General features: G+C 69.2%; 18 protein-coding genes and 2 pseudogenes. 13 read left to right on the forward strand and 7 right to left on the reverse strand.

Annotation, left to right across the window (positions count from 1 at the left end; genetic code table 11):
- The first annotated feature begins 23 nt into the window (after positions 1 to 23).
- The 5 genes from Q3A80_RS28045 to Q3A80_RS28065 all read left to right on the forward strand — a co-directional run bounded on the left by Q3A80_RS28045 (position 24) and on the right by Q3A80_RS28065 (position 5,860).
- On the forward strand, positions 24 to 596 hold the full coding sequence (locus Q3A80_RS28045; protein ID WP_446332069.1) for a flavodoxin family protein: 573 nt from the start codon (positions 24 to 26) through the stop codon (positions 594 to 596).
- Between the two features lie 196 nt (positions 597 to 792).
- Positions 793 to 1,743, forward strand: coding sequence for an N-acetyl-gamma-glutamyl-phosphate reductase (gene argC / locus Q3A80_RS28050; protein WP_446332070.1), 951 nt, complete (start codon positions 793 to 795; stop codon positions 1,741 to 1,743).
- Between the two features lie 430 nt (positions 1,744 to 2,173).
- The gene (locus Q3A80_RS28055) at positions 2,174 to 3,610 is read left to right on the forward strand and encodes a DUF2957 domain-containing protein (protein WP_446332071.1); all 1,437 of its coding nucleotides are present in this window, start codon (positions 2,174 to 2,176) and stop codon (positions 3,608 to 3,610) included.
- Between the two features lie 155 nt (positions 3,611 to 3,765).
- The gene (locus tag Q3A80_RS28060; RefSeq protein ID WP_446332072.1) at positions 3,766 to 5,010 is read left to right on the forward strand and encodes a DUF2957 domain-containing protein; all 1,245 of its coding nucleotides are present in this window, start codon (positions 3,766 to 3,768) and stop codon (positions 5,008 to 5,010) included.
- Between the two features lie 16 nt (positions 5,011 to 5,026).
- Entirely contained in the window at positions 5,027 to 5,860 is an 834-nt protein-coding gene (locus Q3A80_RS28065) for an OmpW/AlkL family protein (protein WP_446332073.1), read from the forward strand.
- Positions 5,861 to 6,064: 204 nt separating this feature from the next.
- Here Q3A80_RS28065 and Q3A80_RS28070 read toward each other — a convergent pair whose 3' ends face one another.
- Positions 6,065 to 6,985, reverse strand: coding sequence for a LysR family transcriptional regulator (locus tag Q3A80_RS28070; protein ID WP_446332074.1), 921 nt, complete (start codon positions 6,983 to 6,985; stop codon positions 6,065 to 6,067).
- A gap of 97 nt (positions 6,986 to 7,082) precedes the next feature.
- Here Q3A80_RS28070 and Q3A80_RS28075 point away from each other — a divergent pair, with 97 nt between their 5' ends.
- Positions 7,083 to 8,360, forward strand: a complete 1,278-nt coding sequence (locus Q3A80_RS28075; protein ID WP_446332075.1) for an MFS transporter — start codon at positions 7,083 to 7,085, stop codon at positions 8,358 to 8,360.
- Between the two features lie 98 nt (positions 8,361 to 8,458).
- On the opposite strand, the gene Q3A80_RS28080 is transcribed toward Q3A80_RS28075, so the two are convergent.
- Both Q3A80_RS28080 and Q3A80_RS28085 read right to left on the reverse strand, forming a co-directional pair.
- On the reverse strand, positions 8,459 to 9,094 hold the full coding sequence (locus Q3A80_RS28080) for a LysE family translocator (protein WP_446332076.1): 636 nt from the start codon (positions 9,092 to 9,094) through the stop codon (positions 8,459 to 8,461).
- Between the two features lie 71 nt (positions 9,095 to 9,165).
- Positions 9,166 to 10,035, reverse strand: a complete 870-nt coding sequence (locus Q3A80_RS28085) for an NAD(P)-dependent oxidoreductase (RefSeq protein WP_446332077.1) — start codon at positions 10,033 to 10,035, stop codon at positions 9,166 to 9,168.
- Positions 10,036 to 10,133: 98 nt separating this feature from the next.
- Between Q3A80_RS28085 and Q3A80_RS28090 the strand changes: the two genes are divergently transcribed.
- Positions 10,134 to 10,901: a Mut7-C RNAse domain-containing protein gene (locus tag Q3A80_RS28090; protein ID WP_446332078.1), complete on the forward strand. Its 768-nt coding sequence runs from the start codon at positions 10,134 to 10,136 to the stop codon at positions 10,899 to 10,901.
- Between the two features lie 161 nt (positions 10,902 to 11,062).
- On the opposite strand, the gene Q3A80_RS28095 is transcribed toward Q3A80_RS28090, so the two are convergent.
- Positions 11,063 to 11,296, reverse strand: coding sequence for a hypothetical protein (locus tag Q3A80_RS28095; protein WP_446332079.1), 234 nt, complete (start codon positions 11,294 to 11,296; stop codon positions 11,063 to 11,065).
- A gap of 370 nt (positions 11,297 to 11,666) precedes the next feature.
- Between Q3A80_RS28095 and Q3A80_RS28100 the strand changes: the two genes are divergently transcribed.
- The 4 genes and pseudogenes from Q3A80_RS28100 to Q3A80_RS28115 form a co-directional block, all read left to right on the forward strand.
- Positions 11,667 to 12,872 (forward strand): efflux RND transporter periplasmic adaptor subunit, encoded by a 1,206-nt coding sequence (locus Q3A80_RS28100; RefSeq protein WP_446332080.1) that lies wholly within the window; start codon positions 11,667 to 11,669, stop codon positions 12,870 to 12,872.
- A 10-nt stretch (positions 12,873 to 12,882) separates the two neighbouring features.
- On the forward strand, positions 12,883 to 13,581 hold the full coding sequence (locus tag Q3A80_RS28105; protein ID WP_446332081.1) for an ABC transporter ATP-binding protein: 699 nt from the start codon (positions 12,883 to 12,885) through the stop codon (positions 13,579 to 13,581).
- Between the two features lie 18 nt (positions 13,582 to 13,599).
- The gene (locus Q3A80_RS28110; protein WP_446332082.1) at positions 13,600 to 14,754 is read left to right on the forward strand and encodes an ABC transporter permease; all 1,155 of its coding nucleotides are present in this window, start codon (positions 13,600 to 13,602) and stop codon (positions 14,752 to 14,754) included.
- An 8-nt stretch (positions 14,755 to 14,762) separates the two neighbouring features.
- Positions 14,763 to 15,845, forward strand: a pseudogene (locus tag Q3A80_RS28115) (ABC transporter permease); the annotation flags it as partial.
- Here the strand turns inward: Q3A80_RS28115 and Q3A80_RS28120 are convergent.
- From Q3A80_RS28120 to Q3A80_RS28130, 3 genes and pseudogenes are all read right to left on the reverse strand, one after another.
- Positions 15,806 to 16,153, reverse strand: a pseudogene (locus Q3A80_RS28120) (carotenoid oxygenase family protein); the annotation flags it as partial. The pseudogenes Q3A80_RS28115 and Q3A80_RS28120 sit on opposite strands and share 40 nt — an antisense overlap.
- 16 nt (positions 16,154 to 16,169) lie before the next feature.
- On the reverse strand, positions 16,170 to 16,802 hold the full coding sequence (locus tag Q3A80_RS28125; RefSeq protein WP_446332083.1) for a DUF2239 family protein: 633 nt from the start codon (positions 16,800 to 16,802) through the stop codon (positions 16,170 to 16,172).
- A gap of 39 nt (positions 16,803 to 16,841) precedes the next feature.
- Positions 16,842 to 17,093, reverse strand: a complete 252-nt coding sequence (locus Q3A80_RS28130) for a hypothetical protein (RefSeq protein ID WP_446332084.1) — start codon at positions 17,091 to 17,093, stop codon at positions 16,842 to 16,844.
- Here Q3A80_RS28130 and Q3A80_RS28135 point away from each other — a divergent pair.
- Complete coding sequence (locus tag Q3A80_RS28135; protein ID WP_446332085.1) at positions 17,092 to 18,432, forward strand: MFS transporter; 1,341 nt, start codon at positions 17,092 to 17,094, stop codon at positions 18,430 to 18,432. The two genes, Q3A80_RS28130 and Q3A80_RS28135, sit on opposite strands and share 2 nt — an antisense overlap.
- A gap of 63 nt (positions 18,433 to 18,495) precedes the next feature.
- Entirely contained in the window at positions 18,496 to 19,893 is a 1,398-nt protein-coding gene (locus Q3A80_RS28140; RefSeq protein WP_446332086.1) for an enolase C-terminal domain-like protein, read from the forward strand.
- Positions 19,894 to 19,944: the final 51 nt, after the last annotated feature.

Genomic DNA, 19,944 nt, shown 5'->3' on the forward strand with positions numbered 1-19,944 from the left:
CGCCCCCTTCCGGAGAACGCTTCATGTCGAACATCGTCATCGTCTATCACAGCGGCTACGGTCACACGCAGAAACTGGCCGACGCCGTCCACGCGGGCGCACAGGATGCCGGCGCCACCGCACGCCTGATCGCCGTCGGCGAACTCGACGACGCGGGCTGGGCCGCGCTCGACGCGGCGGACGCGATCGTCTTCGGCGCGCCGACCTACATGGGCGGCCCGTCCGCGCAGTTCAAGCAGTTCGCCGATGCCACGTCGAAACCGTGGTTCACGCAGAAGTGGAAGGACAAGATCGCCGCGGGCTTCACGAACTCGGCGACGATGAACGGCGACAAGTTCTCGACGATTCAGTATTTCGTCACGCTGGCGATGCAGCATGGGATGGTGTGGGTCGGCACGGGCATGATGCCGGCCAACTCGAAGACGGCCACGCGCAACGACATCAACTATGTCGGCGGCTTCACGGGCCTGCTCGCGCAGTCGCCGGCGGACGCGACGCCCGACGAGGGCCCGCTGCCCGGCGACCTCGAGACCGCGAAGGCGTTCGGCCGGCGCGTCGCCGAAGCGACGGCGCGCTGGGTGGCCGGCGGCCGCTGAACGCGCCCGCGCGCGCCCGCCTTCCCGCTCGCACCGCCGCCGGCGCGGCTGCGCGGCGCGGCGGCGGGCCAAAGGGACACAAGACGGCCCGCGGGCCGTCTTTTTTTCGCCCCGTGCGGTGCAGGGCCGCCGGATGACGTCTTAAAATGGCGGTTTCAGGGCGCCCGCGGCTCCCGTTTCATTCAGTGAGAGCGAAATGAGCACCAAAGTTTTTGTCGACGGCCAGGAAGGCACGACCGGCCTCAAGATCTTCGAATACCTGTCGGCGCGCAACGACATCGAGATCCTGCGCATCGAGGAAGCGAAGCGCAAGGACGTCGACGAGCGCCGCCGCCTGATCAACGCATCGGACGTCACGTTCCTGTGCCTGCCGGACGTCGCGTCGCGCGAATCGGCATCGCTGGTCGAGAACCCGAACACGACGCTGATCGATGCGAGCACCGCGTTCCGCACGAACGCCGACTGGGCGTACGGCCTGCCGGAACTGACCCGCGCGCAGCGCGAAAAGATTCGCACGTCGAAGCGCATCGCGGTGCCGGGCTGCCACGCGTCGGCATTCGTGCTGGCGATGCGTCCGCTCGTCGATGCGGGCATCGTCGCGCCGAGCTTCGCCGCGCACAGCTACTCGATCACCGGCTACAGCGGCGGCGGCAAGTCGATGATCGCGGAGTACGAAAACGCGGCGCCGGGCGGCAAGCTCGCGAGCCCGCGGCCGTACGCGCTCGCGCTCGCGCACAAGCACCTGCCGGAAATGGCCGCGCACACGGGTCTCGCGCACGCGCCGATCTTCACGCCGATCGTCGGACCGTTCCTGAAGGGCCTCGCGGTGACGACGTACTTCTCGCCAGAGCAGCTCGCGAAGCGCGCGACGCCACAGGACGTGCAGCGCGTGTTCGCCGAGTACTACGCGGACGAACCGTTCGTGCGCGTCGCGCCGTTCAATGCGGACGCGAACCTCGACAGCGGCTTCTTCGACGTGCAGGCGAACAACGACACGAACCGCGTCGACCTGTTCGTGTTCGGCAACGAAGAGCGCTTCGTCACGGTCGCGCGCCTCGACAACCTCGGCAAGGGCGCGTCGGGCGCGGCGATCCAGTGCATGAACCTCAACATCGGCGCCGCCGAGGATACGGGCCTCAAGCGCTGATCCTGCTTGCATCCGATGCAAAGCCGGCCGCTGGCCGGCTTTTTATTTGCCCGCGCGAGGCAATAAATAAAATCCGGTTCACGCATTTACAAATATTTACAAGCTTTCCATTGCGCGAATACCGGCAAATAAATTTCACCCTCCTTTTCTCCAGTCCATCCCGAATAGGGATAAACCGGATACCGCCGCTTTAAACACTGCCGTTATACGCGGGAAGGCCCCGGGCCCCCGTCCGGCCGTGGCAGGAACCCCACTCAAGCAGCACTCTAGCGCCGTCCACCCGTTTTAATTCTTACTGAAAGCCCGATCCGGCAAGGACGCATGACGCGCCTTTCGTTTCAATCGGCTTTTTTAGACGAGTTCATCAATTGACAGCAAAAATCCGCGCAGCGACATTAGCTCGCACAATTAAACGATTGGAGACAGCGGCATGTCGCACGCCTTATCGAAGGGGGTGGCAACGGCCTTTGCCATCGCCCCTTTCCTGGTTGCCTGTGGTGGAGGGGATTCCGGCGGCTCGCTCGCGCCGATCAACACCCCTCAATGTTCCGGATCGAGCTGCGGCACGCAAGGACCGCCGCCCTCGCAGCCCGTCAACGGCGCGCTGTGTCCGGCCGACGCCGACATCGTGAAGAGCACGTACCTCGGCGGCGCCGGTAGCGGCGAGATCGTCAGCGTCAACATCGACGCGGTCGCGATGACGTACACGCTGAAGTGGCTCGAGTCGCCGATTCCGCTCGCGACCGGCACGGTCACGCCGAGCCGCGCCGGCACCACGATCACCGGCAAGGTCGTTCATCCGCCGACCGGCACGCTTCCCACCGCGGAGCAGACGCGCTGCGCGTTCGTCCTCACGCCGGGTTCGGGCACCGCGCCGAACGGTTCCACCTATTCGACGGCCGCCGACTTCAACCAGGCGAATCCGCCGATGCTGCTGGTCGGCATGGGCGTCGCGGGCGGCGGGATCCCCGGCGCGACGGTGCAGTACGACGGGCTGACGATCAGCGTCCTCGGCGTTCCCGTCTACAAGAACGTCGGCCAGGTCCCGAACCGTCACTTCGACTTCTATCCGTTCCTCGGCTTCGCGAGCACGACGACCGACCTCACGAAACTGCCGGGCACCTACAACGCGTTGCTCTATCACCTCGTGCCGTCGGGCAACTACGCGACGAAGGGCGTGAACTCGAGCGAGACGTTCGACGCGAACGGAGCGTGCACGTCGACGAGTTCGGGCGGCTGCCTGACGACCGGCGATCCGTGGACCGTCAACACCGCGAACGGCGGCTACCTCGACAGCACGAAGGCGCCGCAGATCCTGCCGCAGACGAAGCTGCCGCTCATCGGCGCGACGGGCAAATCGGCGACCGCGCACATGGTGATCGGCCAGCTCAACGGCGCGACGGTGCCGGTGGTGGTGCGCACGGGCTACGTGTATCTCGGCACCGACGCGGCGTTGCATACCGACGCGAAGGTCGACGACGAATCGGGCATCGCGGTGCTCGGCAAGGCGACGGCGATCCAGTCGGGCGCGATCGACGGCGGCTACGCGGGCGCGGATTCGAACTTCAAGTACACGGCCGCACTGATCCGCGGCGGCAACGCCTCGTTCATCAACCCGACCACGCAGGCCGAAGAAGACGGCTTCACGCTCGACTACGGCCAGGCGACGCCGGGCCTGCTGAACACGGCGACGACGCCGGCGAGCGGCGCGACCTACCCGTCCGCCTCGGGCGTCGTGATCGCGACGGGCGGGCTCTATGCGGCGCTGATCCAGGGCACGGTGAACGGCGGCGTCACGTCGACGTCGGCGAATTCGAGCACGTCGTCGACACCGTACTTCGGCGTCGGCGCGCAGATCAGCAAGTAGCGATCGGGGACGCGGCGGCGGCCCGGCCGTCGCCGCGCAATGCAGGGAAGGCACGAAACGACGGCGCCCCGCACCGCGCGGGCAGCACGAGTACAAGCAACAGAAGCGGCCGACAGGGAGCTGGCCGCCGGACAAGACAAATCTGGAGGAGCAACATGAAGCGCAACCTCGTTCTGGCGGCGGCCCTTGCCGCCCCCCTTCTTTCCGCATGCGGCGGCGGTGGCGACGGCGACAATCCGCCGCCGCTCGTCGAAGACCGGCTGTGCCCGGCGACGCTCGACTACAGCACCGTGTTCACCGGCGGCGCCGGCAGCGGCGAGCTCGCCAAGGTCCAGCTCGACACGACCAAGATGACCTGGCAGGTCACCTATATCGAATCGCCGGTTCCGCAAAAGACCGGCACCGTCACGCCGACCCGCGCCGGCACCGTCGACAGCGGCACGCTCACGCAGGAAACGCTGCTGCCGACCAACAAGCTGAACCAGTGCGCGTTCCGGCTGAACGGCGCGAGCCTCGATGCGTCGCGTCCGGCGCGCATCTTCGTCGGCTTCGGCGTCGCGGGCGGCACGATTCCCGGCAAGGAGATCCAGTTCGACGGCGTGCTCGGCCAGGCCGCGGTGCCCGACACGAAATTCCCGTACTACCCGTTCATCGGCTTCTCGTCGATCGAGACCGACATCACGAAGGTCGCGGGCACGTACAGCCACGTCGGCTTCGGCGAAGTGCCGTCGCAGAAGTTCGCGCCGGCGTCGATCGACGCGAAGGTGACGATCAACGCGGACGGCACGTGGACGAAGTGCGACACGACCGGCCAGTTCGCCGGCGCGTGCATGCAGCAGGGCACGAACTTCGTGCAGTCGGCCGACGGCAGCGGCGCGTTCCAGAGCAACAACTACGCGAGCCAGCTGAAGCCGACGCTGTCGGCGACGCCGCAGGGCAAGGGCTTCATGATCGTCGGCAAGCTGCGCAACCAGCTGGTGCCGATCCTCGTACGCACGGGCGTCGCGAACCCGAACCCGACGCCGGACAGCAACGGCGTGCCGGGCCTGACCGCCGACGACGAATCGAGCATCTCGATCCTCGCGCCGCAGACGGCGATCGCGGCCGGGTCGCAGAACGGCGAATACATCGGCGTCGACAGCCAGTTCGACTACCGGACCACCGCGCTGATCAACAACCAGGCCACGCTGCTCGATCCGTTCCAGCCGTCGCAGGCGTCGCTCGCGACCGCGCTCGATCTCGACTACACGCAGAAGGTGCCGGGCACGGTCACGACGATCCACACGGGTTCGGGCAGCACGTCGCCGACCGGCAAGTTCATCTTCACCGGTGGCGTGTTCGGTTTCCTCGACAACGCGGGTTCGACGCCGTATTTCACGATCGGCGCGTTCGTCCAGTAAGCGGAGGCAAGCCGTGATGAAGAAGACTCTTCTCTGCGCGGCGGCCGGGGCCGCCGCCCTGGCGCCGCTCGCGGCGTACGCGCAGAGCGCCGGCAGCAACGTCGTCACGCTCGGCTGGTTCCACGTGATGCCGCAGCAAAGCAGCACGCCGATGACGACCAACGTCGCGCCGACGCCGATCAACACGCCGCTGCGGCTGCCGCCGTCGTTCACGTCGCCGGGCACCGGGCTGCGCACGAGCGGCGCGGATACGGTCGGCCTGACGATCAGCCACTTCCTGACCGACCACATCGCGGTCACGTCGGTGGCCGGCGTGCCGCCGGTGTTCAAGGTGTCGGGCCAGGGCACGATCAAGCCGCCGGGCCCGGCCGGCGCGCTCGGCACGCAGAACATCGGGCTCGGATCGGTGAACCCGATCGTGAAGAGCGTGCGGCAGTGGAGCCCGGCAGCGATCCTGCAGTACTACTTCGGGGCGGCGAACGCGAAGTTCCGGCCGTTCCTCGGGCTCGGCGTGTCGTACAACTGGTTCAGCGACCTGCAGCTCAACACGAACTTCATCAAGCAGACGCAGGACAACCTCGGCGCGATTCTCGCGGCTGGCGCGGGCAAGCCGGGCACGACGTCGGTGGAAGCGAAGGCATCGTCGTCATGGCAGCCGGTGTTCAACGCGGGCCTGCAGTACAACATGACCGAGCATTTCGGGTTGGTCGCATCGGTGACCTACATCCCGCTGAAGACGACGTCGACGGTGACGATCAAGGCAGCGGACGGCACGGTGCTCTCCGAGTCGAAATCGGACCTGAAGGCCGACCCGATCATCAGCTACGTCGGGATGACGTACAAGTTCTGACGCGGAAGACGGAGGACGGACGGAAGACGAGTGGATGGCTCGCGCCAAAAACGCGGGCAAAAAAAAGCCCGCCTAAGAGGCGGGCTGAATCCATATCAGAGGAGACATGGAGGAGACAGGTGTAACTATAGCGAATCGGTTTCCGCATTGCAACATTTCCGTAGAGAAAATAAGGATTTTCCCTCGAATGCGCGCTCTAGATCGCTAGCCGCCATCCGACCCCTTCAGGTTCTCCCGCTCGAGCACCTCGCCGAGCGCGTCGCGCAGCAGCGCGACCGGCCGCGTCAGCCGGCCCGGCAGCGCGCCGTGCACGATCCACACGTTGATCCGCGTCTCCAGCCCCGCCGTCTCCACCACCCTCAGCGCATCGCGATGCGCGCTGCGTGCCAGCGCATTCGGCGGCGCGATCCCGATCCCGGCGCCGCGCGAGACGAGCGATAGCTGCAGTTCCGAGCCGAACGCCTCGACAGCGACGTCGAACGGCAGTCCGGCCGCGCCCAGCGCCCGGCTCAGCGCCGAACGCATCCCGCAGCCGTCCTGGCTCAGCACCCACGGGAAACGCGACAGCACGTCGAGCGACAGCGGGCCGTCCGGCAGCGGAAAGTCGCGCGCCGCGACGAGCACCGTGGGCTGCGTGCCGAGCAGCGTGGCCGTCAGCGTGTCGGGCAGCGCCGCGCTCGCCGGCACCATCACCGTCGCGACATCCAGCGTGCCGCGCTCGATCGCCTGCACGAGCGCCGGCGACCAGCCGGCCGTCACGCGCAGCGTCAGGCGCGGAAACGCGTCGCGCAACCGGTCGATCGGCCGCTCGAGCGCCAGTTCGGACAGGAACGGCGGCACGCCGATGCGCAACTCGCCGGACGGCTCGCTGTCCGGCGCGCCGGCCGCCATCAGTTCGTCGACCGCGCCGAGCACGTTGCGCGCGAGCGCATAGACGTCGCGGCCGGCCGCAGTCGGCTTCAGCGGCTTGCTCTGCCGCTCGAGCAGCGGCATGCCCAGCAGCGTTTCGAGGTTCTGCACGCGCCGCGTGAGGCCCGGCTGCGTCAGATGAAGCTTCGCGGCCGCCGCGACCATCGACCCGCTGTCGACCACCGCGACGAACGCCTGGAGATCACGCGTATTCAAATCAAACTCGCATAATCATGTTAGACATATTTCAATTGTCGCATAAACATCGGGCACCTACGATGGGGATTCCTGCAATCAACGACCCGGGTTTCCGATGAACTGCCCTGCCGATTCCTGCCCCGCCGCCGGCCGCCCCGCACGCGGCGCGGCGCCCGCGCTGAGCGCGGGCATGACGCTCTTCTTCGCCGCGACGGTCGGTGTGATCGTGATGGATCTGTTCGCCGCGCAGCCGCTGACCGGCCCGATCACCGCCGACCTGCACCTGCCACCGGGCCTCACGGGCCTCGTCGCGATGCTGCCCCAGCTCGGGTACGCGGCCGGCCTCGTGCTGCTGGTGCCGCTCGTCGACCTGCTCGAGAACCGCCGGCTGATCGTCGCGACGCTCGTCGCGTGCGCGGCCGCGCTCGCGCTGCCGGCCTTCACGCGCTCCGGCACCGTGTTCCTGCTCGCGACGCTGGCCGCGGGCGCCGCGTCGAGCGTGATCCAGATGCTGGTGCCGATGGCCGCGGCGATGGCGCCCGAAGCGCAGCGCGGCCGCGCGGTCGGCAACGTGATGAGCGGGCTGATGCTCGGCATCCTGCTGTCGCGGCCGCTCGCGAGCCTGATCGCGGGCACCGCGGGCTGGCGCGCGTTCTACGCGCTGGCCGCGCTCGCGAACGCGGCGATCGCCGCGGTGCTCGCGCGGCGCCTGCCGCCGCGCGTGCCGACGGCGACGGCCGGCTATCGCGCGCTGCTCGCGTCGATGGGCCGCCTGCTGGCCGACGAGCCGGTGCTGCGCCGCCATGCCGTGTCGGCCGCGCTCGCGATGGCCGCGTTCAGCGCATTCTGGACCGCCGTCGGGCTGCGGCTCGCGCAGCCGCCGTTCGGCCTCGACCTGCACGGAATCGCGCTGTTCGCGTTTGCCGGCGCGAGCGGCGCGATCGTCACGCCGCTGGCCGGCCGCGCCGGCGATCGCGGCCACGGCCCGGCCGCGCAGCGGTTCGCCCACGTGACGATGCTCGTCGCGCTCGCCGTGCTCGGCGTCGCCGGCGCGGGCTGGTTCGGTTTCGATGCGCACGCGCACCGCGGCGCCGCGCTGGCGCTGCTGGCCGGCGGCGCGGCGCTGCTCGATGCAGGCGTGATCGTCGACCAGACGATCGGCCGCCGCGACATCAACCTGCTGAACCCGGCCGCGCGCGGGCGGCTGAACGGATTGTTCGTCGGGCTGTTCTTCGTCGGCGGCGCGCTCGGCGCGGCGCTCGCGGGCAGCGCGTGGGCGTGGGGTGGCTGGAGCGCCGTATGCGGCGTGGGCTTCGCCTTCGCGGGCGCGGCCGCCGCGTTCGGCGTGTCGGCCGGGCGCCGGACCGGTGCGACCGCATGGCCGCGCGCGTGATCGGGGCGTAACGGGGCGCGGACGTGAAAACGCCCCGCCCTCAAGCGAGGCGCGGGGCGTCCGGCAGGCCGCGGCGGCATCTGCCGCGGAAGCTTGAATCAGTGACGGACCAGCGCCATCATCGCGCCGAAACCGACGAAGAGACCGCCCGTCAGCCGGTTGAAGATCTTCGCGACGCTCTGGCTCTTCAGCGTCGCGCCGATGCGCGTGCCGAACGACGCGTAGACGAGATACCAGCTGACCTCGATCACCGCGAACGTGACGACGAGGATGCCGAACTGCGGCAGCGTCGGCTCCGCTGCATTGATGAACTGCGGCAGCAGCGCGGCCGCGAACAGGATCGCCTTCGGGTTGCTGCCCGCGACCAGGAAACCGTTGCGGAACAGCGCCCAGCGCGATGCCGACGCGCCGTGCGACACCGCATCGACGTCGGCGGCCGGCGCATCGTCGACGCGCGCGCGCCACGCCTTCACGCCGAGATAAATCAAATACGCGGCGCCCGCGAAGCGCAGCGTGTTGAACATCGCCGGCCACGCCTCGAGGACGGCGCCCAGCCCCGCCGCGGACACCGCGAGCATCAGTACCAGCGCGCTCAGGCAGCCGGCCATCGTCGCCGACGAGCGGCGCAGCCCGTGCCGCGCGCCGTGCGTCATCACGAGCAGCATGTTCGGGCCCGGAATCGCCGACACGACGAACACCGTCGCCACGAAAAGCCACCACGTATGCAGGTTCATGCGCGCCTCAGCCGAAAGAGAAACGAAATGCCGATTATGCCGTGTGCGCGGCGTTTCTGTCCCGCGCGGCGTCAGCGGCCCGCGCGGCGCAGCGCGACTTCGCCGAGCACCGCGAAGTCCTGCTCGCCGCCGCCGTGCGCGAGCGCATCGAGCAGGCTGTCGCGCACGACGCTCGCCACCGGCAGCGGCACCGACGCCGCATCGCCAGCCTCCAGCGCGAGCCGGACGTCCTTGAGCCCGAGGCGCGCCTTGAAACGCGCGGGTTCGTAGCTGCGCTCGGCGATCATCCCGCCGTAACCGGCGTAGACCGGCCCCGGAAACACGCTGTTCGTGATCACGTCGAGGAAGTCGCGCATCGCGACGCCGTGCGCGCCGAGCAGCGCCGACGCCTCGCCGAGCGTCTCGATCGCCGACGCGAGCGTGAAGTTCGCGGCGATCTTCGCGACGTTCGCGTGCTGCGGCAGCGAGCCGAACCGCCAGGTCTTCTGGCCGATCGCGTCGAACAGCGGCTGCACGCGGTCGATCGCCTCGGCCGGGCCGCCGGCCATGATCGTCAGGCGCGCGGCGGCCGCGACGTCCGGGCGGCCCATCACGGGTGCGGCCACGTAGTCGAGCCCGCGCGACGCATGCGCGTGCGCGAGCGATTCGGCGAGCGCGACCGACACGGTCGCCATGTTCACGTGGATCAGGCCGCGCGGCGCCTGCGCGAGCAGCGCGTCGTCGAATACCGCGCGTGCGGCCGCATCGTCGGCGAGCATCGAGAATACGACGTCGCCGCGAAACGCGTCGGCCGGCGACGCGACGATCTGCGCGCCGAACGCGGCGAGCGGCTCGGCACGCTCGCGCGACCGGTTCCAGACCCGCACGGTGTGCCCCGCCTTCAGCAGGTTCGTCGCAATCGCCTGCCCCATTTCGCCCAGCCCGATAAATCCGAGATCCATTGCCCGCTCCTTCGACTCGTGAAGCGGGGAGTTAAACACAGATGGACGCCGCCTGCAGCCCCCCGCCGACCGGCCGTGCGCGGTGCGATACTGCGCGGATGGCGACCGCGACCTTTCGCTTCCACGACGAGCTGAACGCGTTTCTCGCGCCCGCGCAGCGCGGGTGCGCGTTCGTGCACGCGTTCGCGCGCGACGCGACGGTCAAGCATGCGATCGAGGCGCTCGGCGTCCCGCATACGGAAATCGGCCGGCTCCGCGTGAACGGCGCGCCGGCCGCGCTCGACCGGCCGCTCGCCGACGGTGACCGCATCGACGTCGAGCCGGAACGCGCACAGCCGGCGGCGCAAGTGCCGCTGCCGCCGCAGCCCGAGCGCTGGCGCTTCGTCGCCGACGCGCACCTCGGCGGTCTCGCGCAACTGCTGCGCCTCGCGGGCTTCGACACGTGTTACGACAACCACTACCGCGACGACGCGCTCGTCGCGCTCGCCGCGCGCGAAGGCCGGATCGTGCTGACCCGCGACCGCGAGCTGCTGAAGCGCCGCGCGGTCGTGCGCGGCTGCTATCTGCACGCGCAGCAGCCGGATGCGCAGCTGCGCGAGCTGTTCACGCGGCTCGACCTCGCGCCGCACATGCGGCCGTTCCGGCTGTGCCTGCGCTGCAACGCGCCGCTGCACGCGCTCGATGCGGCCGACGCGGCGCCGCGCGTGCCGCCCGGCGTGCGCGAGCGGCATCGGCGCTTTGCCGCTTGCGACGTGTGCCGGCGCGTGTTCTGGGAAGGGTCGCACTGGCGACGCATGCGCGCGGTGGTCGATGCGATGCGCGCGCCGCCGCCGGGCGCGAGTCCGGCCGACTCGGCGGACGCCTGAAAAACGGAACGCCGCAGGCCGGAGCGATGCGCGGCGCCGCCGGATGCCGCCCCGGCAATCCCCACCATCCGGCGGACGCCAGAAAAAACAAAACCCCGCAGGCCGGGGCGTGCGGGGTTTCGCGACGGGCAGCCGGCAATGCCGGCCCCGGCGAAGCGTGCTTAGTTCTGCGCGCCTGCGTCGTTCGTGCCGGCGGCCGATGCGGCTGCAGCCTTCGCCTGGCCCTTCTTCGAGCCGTGGTGCTTCAGCGCGTGCTTCGGCTTGCTGTGATCCTTCTTGGCCGGTGCCGGTGCAGCAGCCGACGTGTCGGCGGCCGGGGCCGAAGCCTGTGCGAATGCCGAAACCGATGCGAGAGCGAATGCTGCGGTCATGATCGAAGCGAGCGTCTTCTTCATTGTTCTTCCTTTAGCGGAGAAAAAGTCAAACGTACCGGTAAGAGATGCGAGGCATCCGCATCGGAACGTCAGTCGCGCCGGGTTGCCGGTCGCCGCCGGACGGACCGGTTCGCACCGTTCCGCCTCGATCGATTACTGACGCACTGGCTCCATAACGCATCGCCCGCGCGCCGAGTTGACACGTTGCTTGCATCCCTCGGGTTTCCCCGGGGGCGCGGCGTTCAGGCCCGCGCGACGGGCGTCTGGCGCGTGCGTCAATCGTCCGACAAACCGCCTCTCGCGCGCGCCGCGGCGACGCTATACTGGCCTCCTTCCGATCCAACCGGATCGCGGCCGGTCACGCGACCGCCGCCGACGCGAGGCGCCCAAATTGCCCGATCACAATCTGGACAAACTGAAAATCGACCGGCGTCCGGTGGCGCCCGCGCCACGCCGGCGCCGCTGGGTCCGCTATGCGGTCGTCGCCGCGCTCGTCATCGCCGCGATCGCCGCCGCGCTCGCGCTCACCGGCCGGCCGACGGTCGATACGACGTCCGTCACGTCCGCGTACCCGTACCAGAACGACACGCAGCTGAACGCGACCGGCTACGTCGTGCCGCAGCGCAAGGCCGCCGTCGCGTCGAAGGGCCAGGGGCGCGTCGAATGGCTCGGCGTGCTCGAAGGCACACGCGTGAAGAAGGACGAGATCATCGCGCGGCTCGAAAGCCGCGACGTGCAGGCGTCGCTTGCGCAGGCACGCGCGCAGGTGCAGGTGTCCCGCGCGAACCTCGGCGTCGCGCAGGCGGAACTGACGGACGCGCAGATCGCGCTGCGCCGCACGGCCGCGCTCGCGCCGAAAGGCGCGGTGCCGGCCGCGCAGCTCGACACCGACACGGCCCGAGTGAACAAGGCGCGCGCGACGGTCGACAGCGACCAGGCAGCGATCGTATCCGCGCAAGCGAACGCGCAGGCCGCGCAGGTCGCGGTCGACCAGACGGTGATCCGCGCGCCGTTCGACGGGATCGTGCTCGCGAAGCACGCGAACGTCGGCGACAACATCACGCCGTTCTCGTCCGCGTCGGACAGCAAGGGCGCGGTCGTGACGATCGCCGACATGGACACGCTCGAGGTCGAGGCCGACGTCGCCGAATCGAACATCGCGAAAATCCGTGCGGAGCAGCCGTGTGAAATCCAGCTCGACGCGCTGCCCGACCTGCGCTTCGCGGGCCGCGTGTCGCGGATCGTGCCGACGGTCGACCGCTCGAAGGCCACCGTGCTGGTGAAGGTGCGCTTCGTCGACCGCGACGAGCGCGTGCTGCCCGACATGAGCGCGAAGATCGCGTTCCTGTCGAAGCCCGCGTCGCCGCAGGACCGGCAGCCGGTGACGGCCGTGCAGGCGAGCGCCGTGGTCGAGCGCGACGGCCGGCCGGTCGTGTTCGTCGTGAAGGACGACACCGTGCATGCGACGGCGGTGACGAAAGGCGCGCGGATCGGCGAGCTCGTCGCGATCCGCGGCGTGAAGCCGGGCGACACGGTCGTGCTCGCGCCGGGTGCGAAGCTGAAGGACGGCGCGAAAGTGACCGTCGCGAAGAAGTAGCGGGGCAAGCGTGAACGACGCCCCGCCGCCGCTCGTCGAGATCAGCCACGTCGCGAAGTCGTACCGGCGCGGCAACCAGGTCGTGCCGGTGCTGACCGACATCACGCTCGACATCGGCGAAGGCGACTTCGTCGCGCTGATGGGCCCGTCCGGTTCCGGCAAGAGCACGCTGCTCAATCTGGTGGCCGGCATCGACCGGCCCGACAGCGGCGAGCTGCGCGTGGGCGGCCTCGACATCTCGCAGCTCGACGAAGCGCAGCTGGCCGACTGGCGCGCGGCGAACGTCGGCTTCATCTTCCAGTTCTACAACCTGATGCCCGTGCTGACCGCGTTCGAGAACGTCGAGCTGCCGCTGATGCTCACGCATCTGTCGCGCCGCGAGCGGCGCGAGCGCGTCGAGCTGGTGCTCGACATGGTAAATCTCGGCGATCGCGCGAGCCACTATCCGTCCGAGCTGTCGGGCGGCCAGCAGCAGCGCGTCGCGATCGCGCGCGCGCTGATCACCGATCCGGTGCTGATCGTTGCCGACGAGCCGACCGGCGACCTCGACCGCGCATCGGCCACCGACGTGCTCGCGATGCTGCAGCGGATGAACGCCGAACTCGGCAAGACGATCATCATGGTGACCCACGATGCGCACGCGGCCGGCGCCGCGCGCTCGCTCGTGCATCTGGAAAAAGGGGAGCTGATCGATGGGCACGCGGGCTGACCGACGCGAGCGCGCACGATGTACGTGCTGAAGCTGATCGCACGCAACGCGCTGCGGCACCGGCTGCGCACGCTGCTGACCGTGCTCGGGCTGACCATCGCGGTGCTCGCGTTCGGGCTGCTGCATACGGTGGTCGACGCGTGGTACGCAGGCGCGGCCGCCGCGTCCAGCGGCCGGCTCGTCACGCGCAACGCGATCTCGCTGGTGTTCCCGCTGCCGGTCAGTTACGAGAACCGGATCCGCGGCGTCGACGGCGTGACGGCGGTGGTGCGCTCGAACTGGTTCGGCGGCGTGTACCGCGATCCGAAGAACTTCTTCGCGAGCTTCGCGGTGTCGGAGAACTACCTCGACCTGTATCCGGAATTCATCCTGCCGGCGCAGCAGCGCGCGGACTACGACCGCGACCGGCGCGGCTGCCTCGTCGGGCGCCAGCTCGCGACGCAGTTCGGCTTCAAGATCGGCGACGTGATTCCGCTGAAGGGCACGATCTATCCGGGCACGTGGGATTTCGTCGTGCGCGGCATCCTCGACGGCCGCGACGACTCGACGATCACGCGCCAGCTGGTGTTCCACTGGGACTATCTGAACGAGACGGTGCGCAAGCGCACGCCGAAGCAGGCCGACCAGGTCGGCGTGTTCGTGCTCGGCGTCGCGAACCCGGACGACGGCGCCGCGATCGCGCGCAACGTCGACGCGGTATTCAGGAACTCGCTCGCCGAAACGCTGACCGAGACCGAGCAGGCGTTCCAGCTCGGCTTTGTCGCGATGTCGAACCAGATCATCGCGGCGATCCGCGTCGTGTCGTACGTGGTGATCCTGATCATCACGGCCGTGATGGCCAACGCGATGGCGATGAGTGCGCGCGAGCGCACCGCCGAATACGCGACGCTGAAGGCGCTCGGCTTCGGCCCCGGCTTCATCGCGCTGATCGTGTTCGGCGAATCGGTCGTGATCGCGGTGGCCGGCGGCGCGCTCGGGATGCTCGCGACGCCGCCGGCCGCGAGCCTCTTCAAGCAGGCCGCGGGCGGCATCTTCCCGGTGTTCAGGGTGTCGACCGGGACGATGGCGCTGCAGGCCGCGTGCTCGGTGGCGGTCGGCATCGCGGCCGCGCTCGTGCCGGCGTGGCAGGCGGCCCGCGTGCGCGTGGTCGAGGGTTTGCGGGCGATCGGGTAACGACCAGCATGGCGATTCCGCTCACCTACATCGCACGCAACCTGTGGACCCGGCGGCTCACGACCGCGCTCACCGCGGGCGGGATGGCGCTCGTGATCTTCGTGTTCGCGACGGTGCAGATGCTCGATGCCGGGCTCACGCAGACGCTCGTGTCGACCGGCGAACCGGACAACGCGGTGGTGATCCGCAAGGGCGCGGAAACCGAGATCCAGAGCGCGATCGACCACCAGCAGGCGAACGCGCTCGAGATGCATCCGGCCGTCGCGCTCGGCCCCGACGGCCGGCCGCTGGTGTCGAAGGAAGCCGTCGTGCTGATCTCGCTCGTGAAGACGTCGAGCGGCAAGCCGTCGAACGTCGTGATCCGCGGCGTGTCGCCGGCCGGGCTCGCGCTGCGTCCGCGCGTGAAGCTCGTGGCCGGGCGTCCGTTCGCGCCCGGTTCGTCGGAGATCGTCGTCGGCAGCGCGATCGCGAAAGGCTTCAGCGGCACGCAGCTCGGCGACCGGCTGCATTTCGCGCAGCGCGACTGGACGGTCGTCGGCGTGTTCGATGCGGGCGGCAGCGGCTTCGATTCGGAGATCTGGGGCGACGTCGACCAGCTGATGCAGTCGTTCCGGCGCACCAGCTATTCGTCGATGGTGCTGCGCATCCCGAGTGCGGACGGCTTCGCGCGCTTCAAGGCCGACATCGACGTCGACCCGCGCCTGACCGACGAGGCGAAACGCGAGCAGACCTTCTATGGCGACCAGTCGAAGGCGCTGTCGACCTTCATCAACATCCTCGGGATCACGCTGTCGACGATCTTCTCGATCGCCGCGATGATCGGCGCGATGATCACGATGTACGCGTCGGTCGCGAACCGCACCGCCGAGATCGGCACGCTGCGCGCGCTCGGCTTCCAGCGCATGAACGTGCTTGCCGCGTTCCTGCTGGAGGCGCTGCTGCTCGGCTTCGTCGGCGGCGTGATGGGGCTCGCGTGCGCGTCGCTGATGGAGTTTGCGTCATTCTCGACGACCAACTTCCAGACCTTCGCGGACCTGTCGTTCCGTTTCGTGCTGACGCCCGCGATCGTCGTGAAGACGTTGCTGTTCTCGCTCGTGATGGGGCTCGTCGGCGGGTTCCTGCCGGCGATGCGCGCCGCGCGGCTGAACATCGTCGACGCGCTGCGCGCGCAGTGACGCGCGCGGCCGTTGTCGAACGCGATCGCGTGCAGCATCGCCGCTTCCGGCCACCACGACAGCACGTCGTTGCCTTCGAAGCGGCCGCCCGGCGGATTCGGGCCGTTGCGCAGCAGCGTGCCGTCGAGCTCCGGCGGGATCGTGCCGGTCACGCGCAACCCGACGAGATCGACTTCGTCGGCGACCGGCGCGAGCGCGCCGCGGTTCAGGTCGAATGAGGACATCGCGTCGCGCGCTCCGTCAGCAGTCTTCGGCCGACGGCGGCAGATCGCCGCGCGCCAGCGCGAGCGCATGATCGCGCACGTCGTCCGGCCAGCCGGCAATCAGTTCGGCCATCCGCGCGAGATCGTCCGCATACAGCGCGCGCGCGGCTTCCTCGAAATTCGGCAGGTCGCCCGCGATCGCCGACATGAAGTGGTACGCGCGCGCTTGCGCGTCGCGGTGCCGGTCGGCCGCCGCGTGCGTGCGCCGCGCATCCTCGACCAGCTTGCGCAGCGCGACGGACGCGCCGCCCGGCTGCGCGGCGAGCCAGTCCCAGTGACGCGGCAGCAGCGTGACTTCGCGCGGCACGACACCGAGCTTCGGACGGCCGCGGCCGCGTTGTTCGCCGGCGCCGGGCGGCGCGCCGGCCGGCGTGGCGCGATCGGCCGGTGCCGGCGCCGGTGCGTAACGCGCACGGACGTCATCCGCGGTGCCGCGCAGGTCGAGATCGATCGCGCGGCCGGTCGCATCGTCGAAGATCACGATCGAGCCGGACATCGCGTCGCCGCACGCGTGCCGGACCGCGACCGCCACCGTCGCGAGCGCGCCCGACGCGACGCGCCGATGGCCGTCGAATGCCGTGCAGGAAGGAACAAACGTGGAAAGCGTCATCGTGGCCGCCCATGGGCTGAAATCGGAATGGCGCTATTTTTATCCGGGTATAAATTGGTTGTCAATATCGCCCGGGTAAAAATCAGGCGATTTCACGATTGATTCAAATCCTGAATCGATCAAGTCAGTAATTGGCATGAAAGCGCAAATTTCGCCATGACAGAATGGTCCGGACGCCCCGCCACCGTGCATCGGCGTCCGGCCTCCGGCCGGCAAGCTCGCCACATAAAACGCGCGCACCGACGCGCAGCCGCACGACGGCACCTTCCGCCCTTCGGAGGAGACAGTCATGAATCCGCTTCACGCATTGCCGGCATCCGCGTCGGCAACGGCCCGGCGCACCCGCGTGCGCTGGCTCGTGCTGACCGTGCTGTTCGCGGTCACGACGATCAACTACGCGGATCGCGCGGCGATCGCGATCGCCGGTCCGGCGCTGGCCCGCTCGATGCACCTGACGCACGTGCAGATGGGCTTCATCTTCTCGGCGTTCGGTTGGTCGTACGTGGTCGCGCAACTGCCGGGCGGCTGGCTGCTCGACCGCTTCGGGTCGCGGATCGTCTATGCGTTCAGCATCTTCTTCTGGTCGCTGTTCACGCTGCTGCAAGGCGGCATCGGCTTCTTCGGCGGCGCGGCCGCGTTCGCGCTGCTGTTCGGCCTGCGCTTCCTCGTCGGCGCGGCCGAGGCGCCATCGTTCCCGGCCAACAGCCGGATCGTGTCCACGTGGTTCCCGGCCGCGGAGCGCGGCACCGCATCGGCGATCTTCAACGCCGCGCAGTACGCGGCGACCGTCGTGTTCGCGCCGCTGATGGGCTGGCTCGTGCACGCGTTCGGCTGGCAGTCGGTGTTCGCGGTGATGGGCGTGCTCGGCTTCGCGTTCGTGCTGGTGTGGAACCGCACGATGTACGACCCGAAGGTGCATCCGCGGATCAATCGCGCCGAACTGGACTATCTGAGCGACGGCGGCGCGCTCGTCAACATCGACCAGGCGACCGGCGCGCGCGACGGCGGCCCGTCGATGCGTCACGTGAAGGCGCTGCTGAGAAACCGGATGCTCGTCGGCGTGTACGTCGCGCAGTACTGCATCAACGCGCTCACGTATTTCTTCATCACGTGGTTTCCGGTCTATCTCGTGCAGGCGCGCGGGATGTCGATCCTCAACGCGGGACTCGTCGCGTCGATTCCGGCCGTGTGCGGCTTCCTCGGCGGGATTCTCGGCGGCATCGTGTCCGATGCGCTGCTCAAGCAGGGCCGGTCGCTGTCGATCGCGCGCAAGGTGCCGATCGTGATCGGCATGCTGCTGTCGATGTCGATGATCGTCTGCAACTACACCGATTCGCACGTGCTCGTCGTCGTGTTCATGGCGCTGTCGTTCTTCGGCAAGGGGCTCGGCGCGCTCGGCTGGGCCGTCAACGCCGACACCGCGCCGCGCCAGATCGCCGGCTTGAGCGGCGCGCTGCTCAATACGTGCGGCAATCTTTCCAGCATCACGACGCCGATCGCGATCGGCTATATCGTCGACCGCAGCGGCTCGTTCAACGGCGCGCTGGTGTATGTCGTCGCGCACGCGCTCGTCGCCGTGATCTGCTACCTGTTCGTCGTCGGCGAGATCCGCCGCGTCGAGCTGAACTGAATGGCGCGGGCCGCGCCGGCGCATCCGGCGGCCCGTGCCTTACCGGAACCAGGAGCGAAACCGATGTCCGAATCCAGCCGCGCCGGCACGCCGCGCGTCACGCGCATGCAGGTGATCCCCGTCGCCGGCCGCGATAGCATGCTGCTGAACCTGTGCGGCGCGCACGCGCCGTATTTCACGCGCAACCTCGTGATCCTCGACGACAGCAGCGGCCACACAGGCGTCGGCGAAGTGCCCGGCGGCGAAGGCATCCGCCAGGCGCTCGAACGAATGACCGACCTCGTCGTCGGCCAGTCGATCGGGCGCTATCAGGCGACGCTGAACGCGGTGCGCGCGGCGCTGTCCGGCGCGGGTGCGGGGGCCGGACGCACGATCCGCCACGAAGTGACGTCGGCCGGCGAGGCGGCCGTGCTGCGCCAGCCGCACGAGATCAACCTGCGGCTCGACAACGTGATCACCGCGATCGAGGCCGCGCTGCTCGACCTGCTCGGCCAGCATCTCGACGTGCCGGTCGCGGCGCTGCTCGGCGAAGGTCAGCAGCGCGACGCGGTGCCGATGCTCGCGTACCTGTTCTACATCGGCGAGCGGCGCCGCACCGACCTGCCGTATCGCGACGACACGCACGCGACCGATCCGTGGTTCCGGCTGCGCAACGAAGCGGCGCTCACGCCGGCGGCGATCGCGCAGCAGGCCGAGGCCGCGGTCGAACGCTACGGCTTCGCCGATTTCAAGCTGAAGGGCGGCGTGATGGCCGGCGCGGACGAGATGGAAGCGATCGCGGCGATCAAGGCGCGCTTTCCGGACGCACGCGCGACGCTCGACCCGAACGGCGCGTGGTCGCTCGCCGAAGCGATCGCGCTGTGCCGCGGGCAAGGCCATCTGCTCGCGTATGCGGAGGATCCGTGCGGGCCGGAAGCCGGCTATTCGGGCCGCGAGGTGATGGCCGAATTCCGCCGTGCGACCGGCATCCCGACCGCGACCAACATGATCGCGACAGACTGGCGGCAGATGGATCACGCGGTACGGCTGCAGGCGGTCGACATTCCGCTCGCGGATCCGCACTTCTGGACGATGCAGGGCTCGGTGCGGCTCGCGCAGCTGTGCCGCGACTGGGGACTCACGTGGGGCTCGCACTCGAACAATCACTTCGACGTGTCGCTCGCGATGTTCACGCATGCGGCGGCGGCCGCGCCCGGCACGATCACCGCGATCGATACGCACTGGATCTGGCAGGAAGGCGACGCGCGGCTCACGCGCGAGCCGCTCCGGATCGTCGGCGGCCAGGTCGCGGTGCCGGAGCGGCCGGGGCTCGGGATCGAGCTCGACATGGCGCAGGTCGAAGCCGCGCACGCGCTGTATCGCGAGGTCGGCGGCACGGCGCGCGACGATGCGATGGCGATGCGGTATCTGGTGCCGGGGTGGACGTACGATCCGAAGCGGCCGAGTTTCGGGCGGGGGTGACGTGACCGCGGGCAGCGTTGCGGTAACCGCACGGCCCGTGCCATACCATCC

The organism is Burkholderia sp. SR8 (assembly GCF_052851275.1).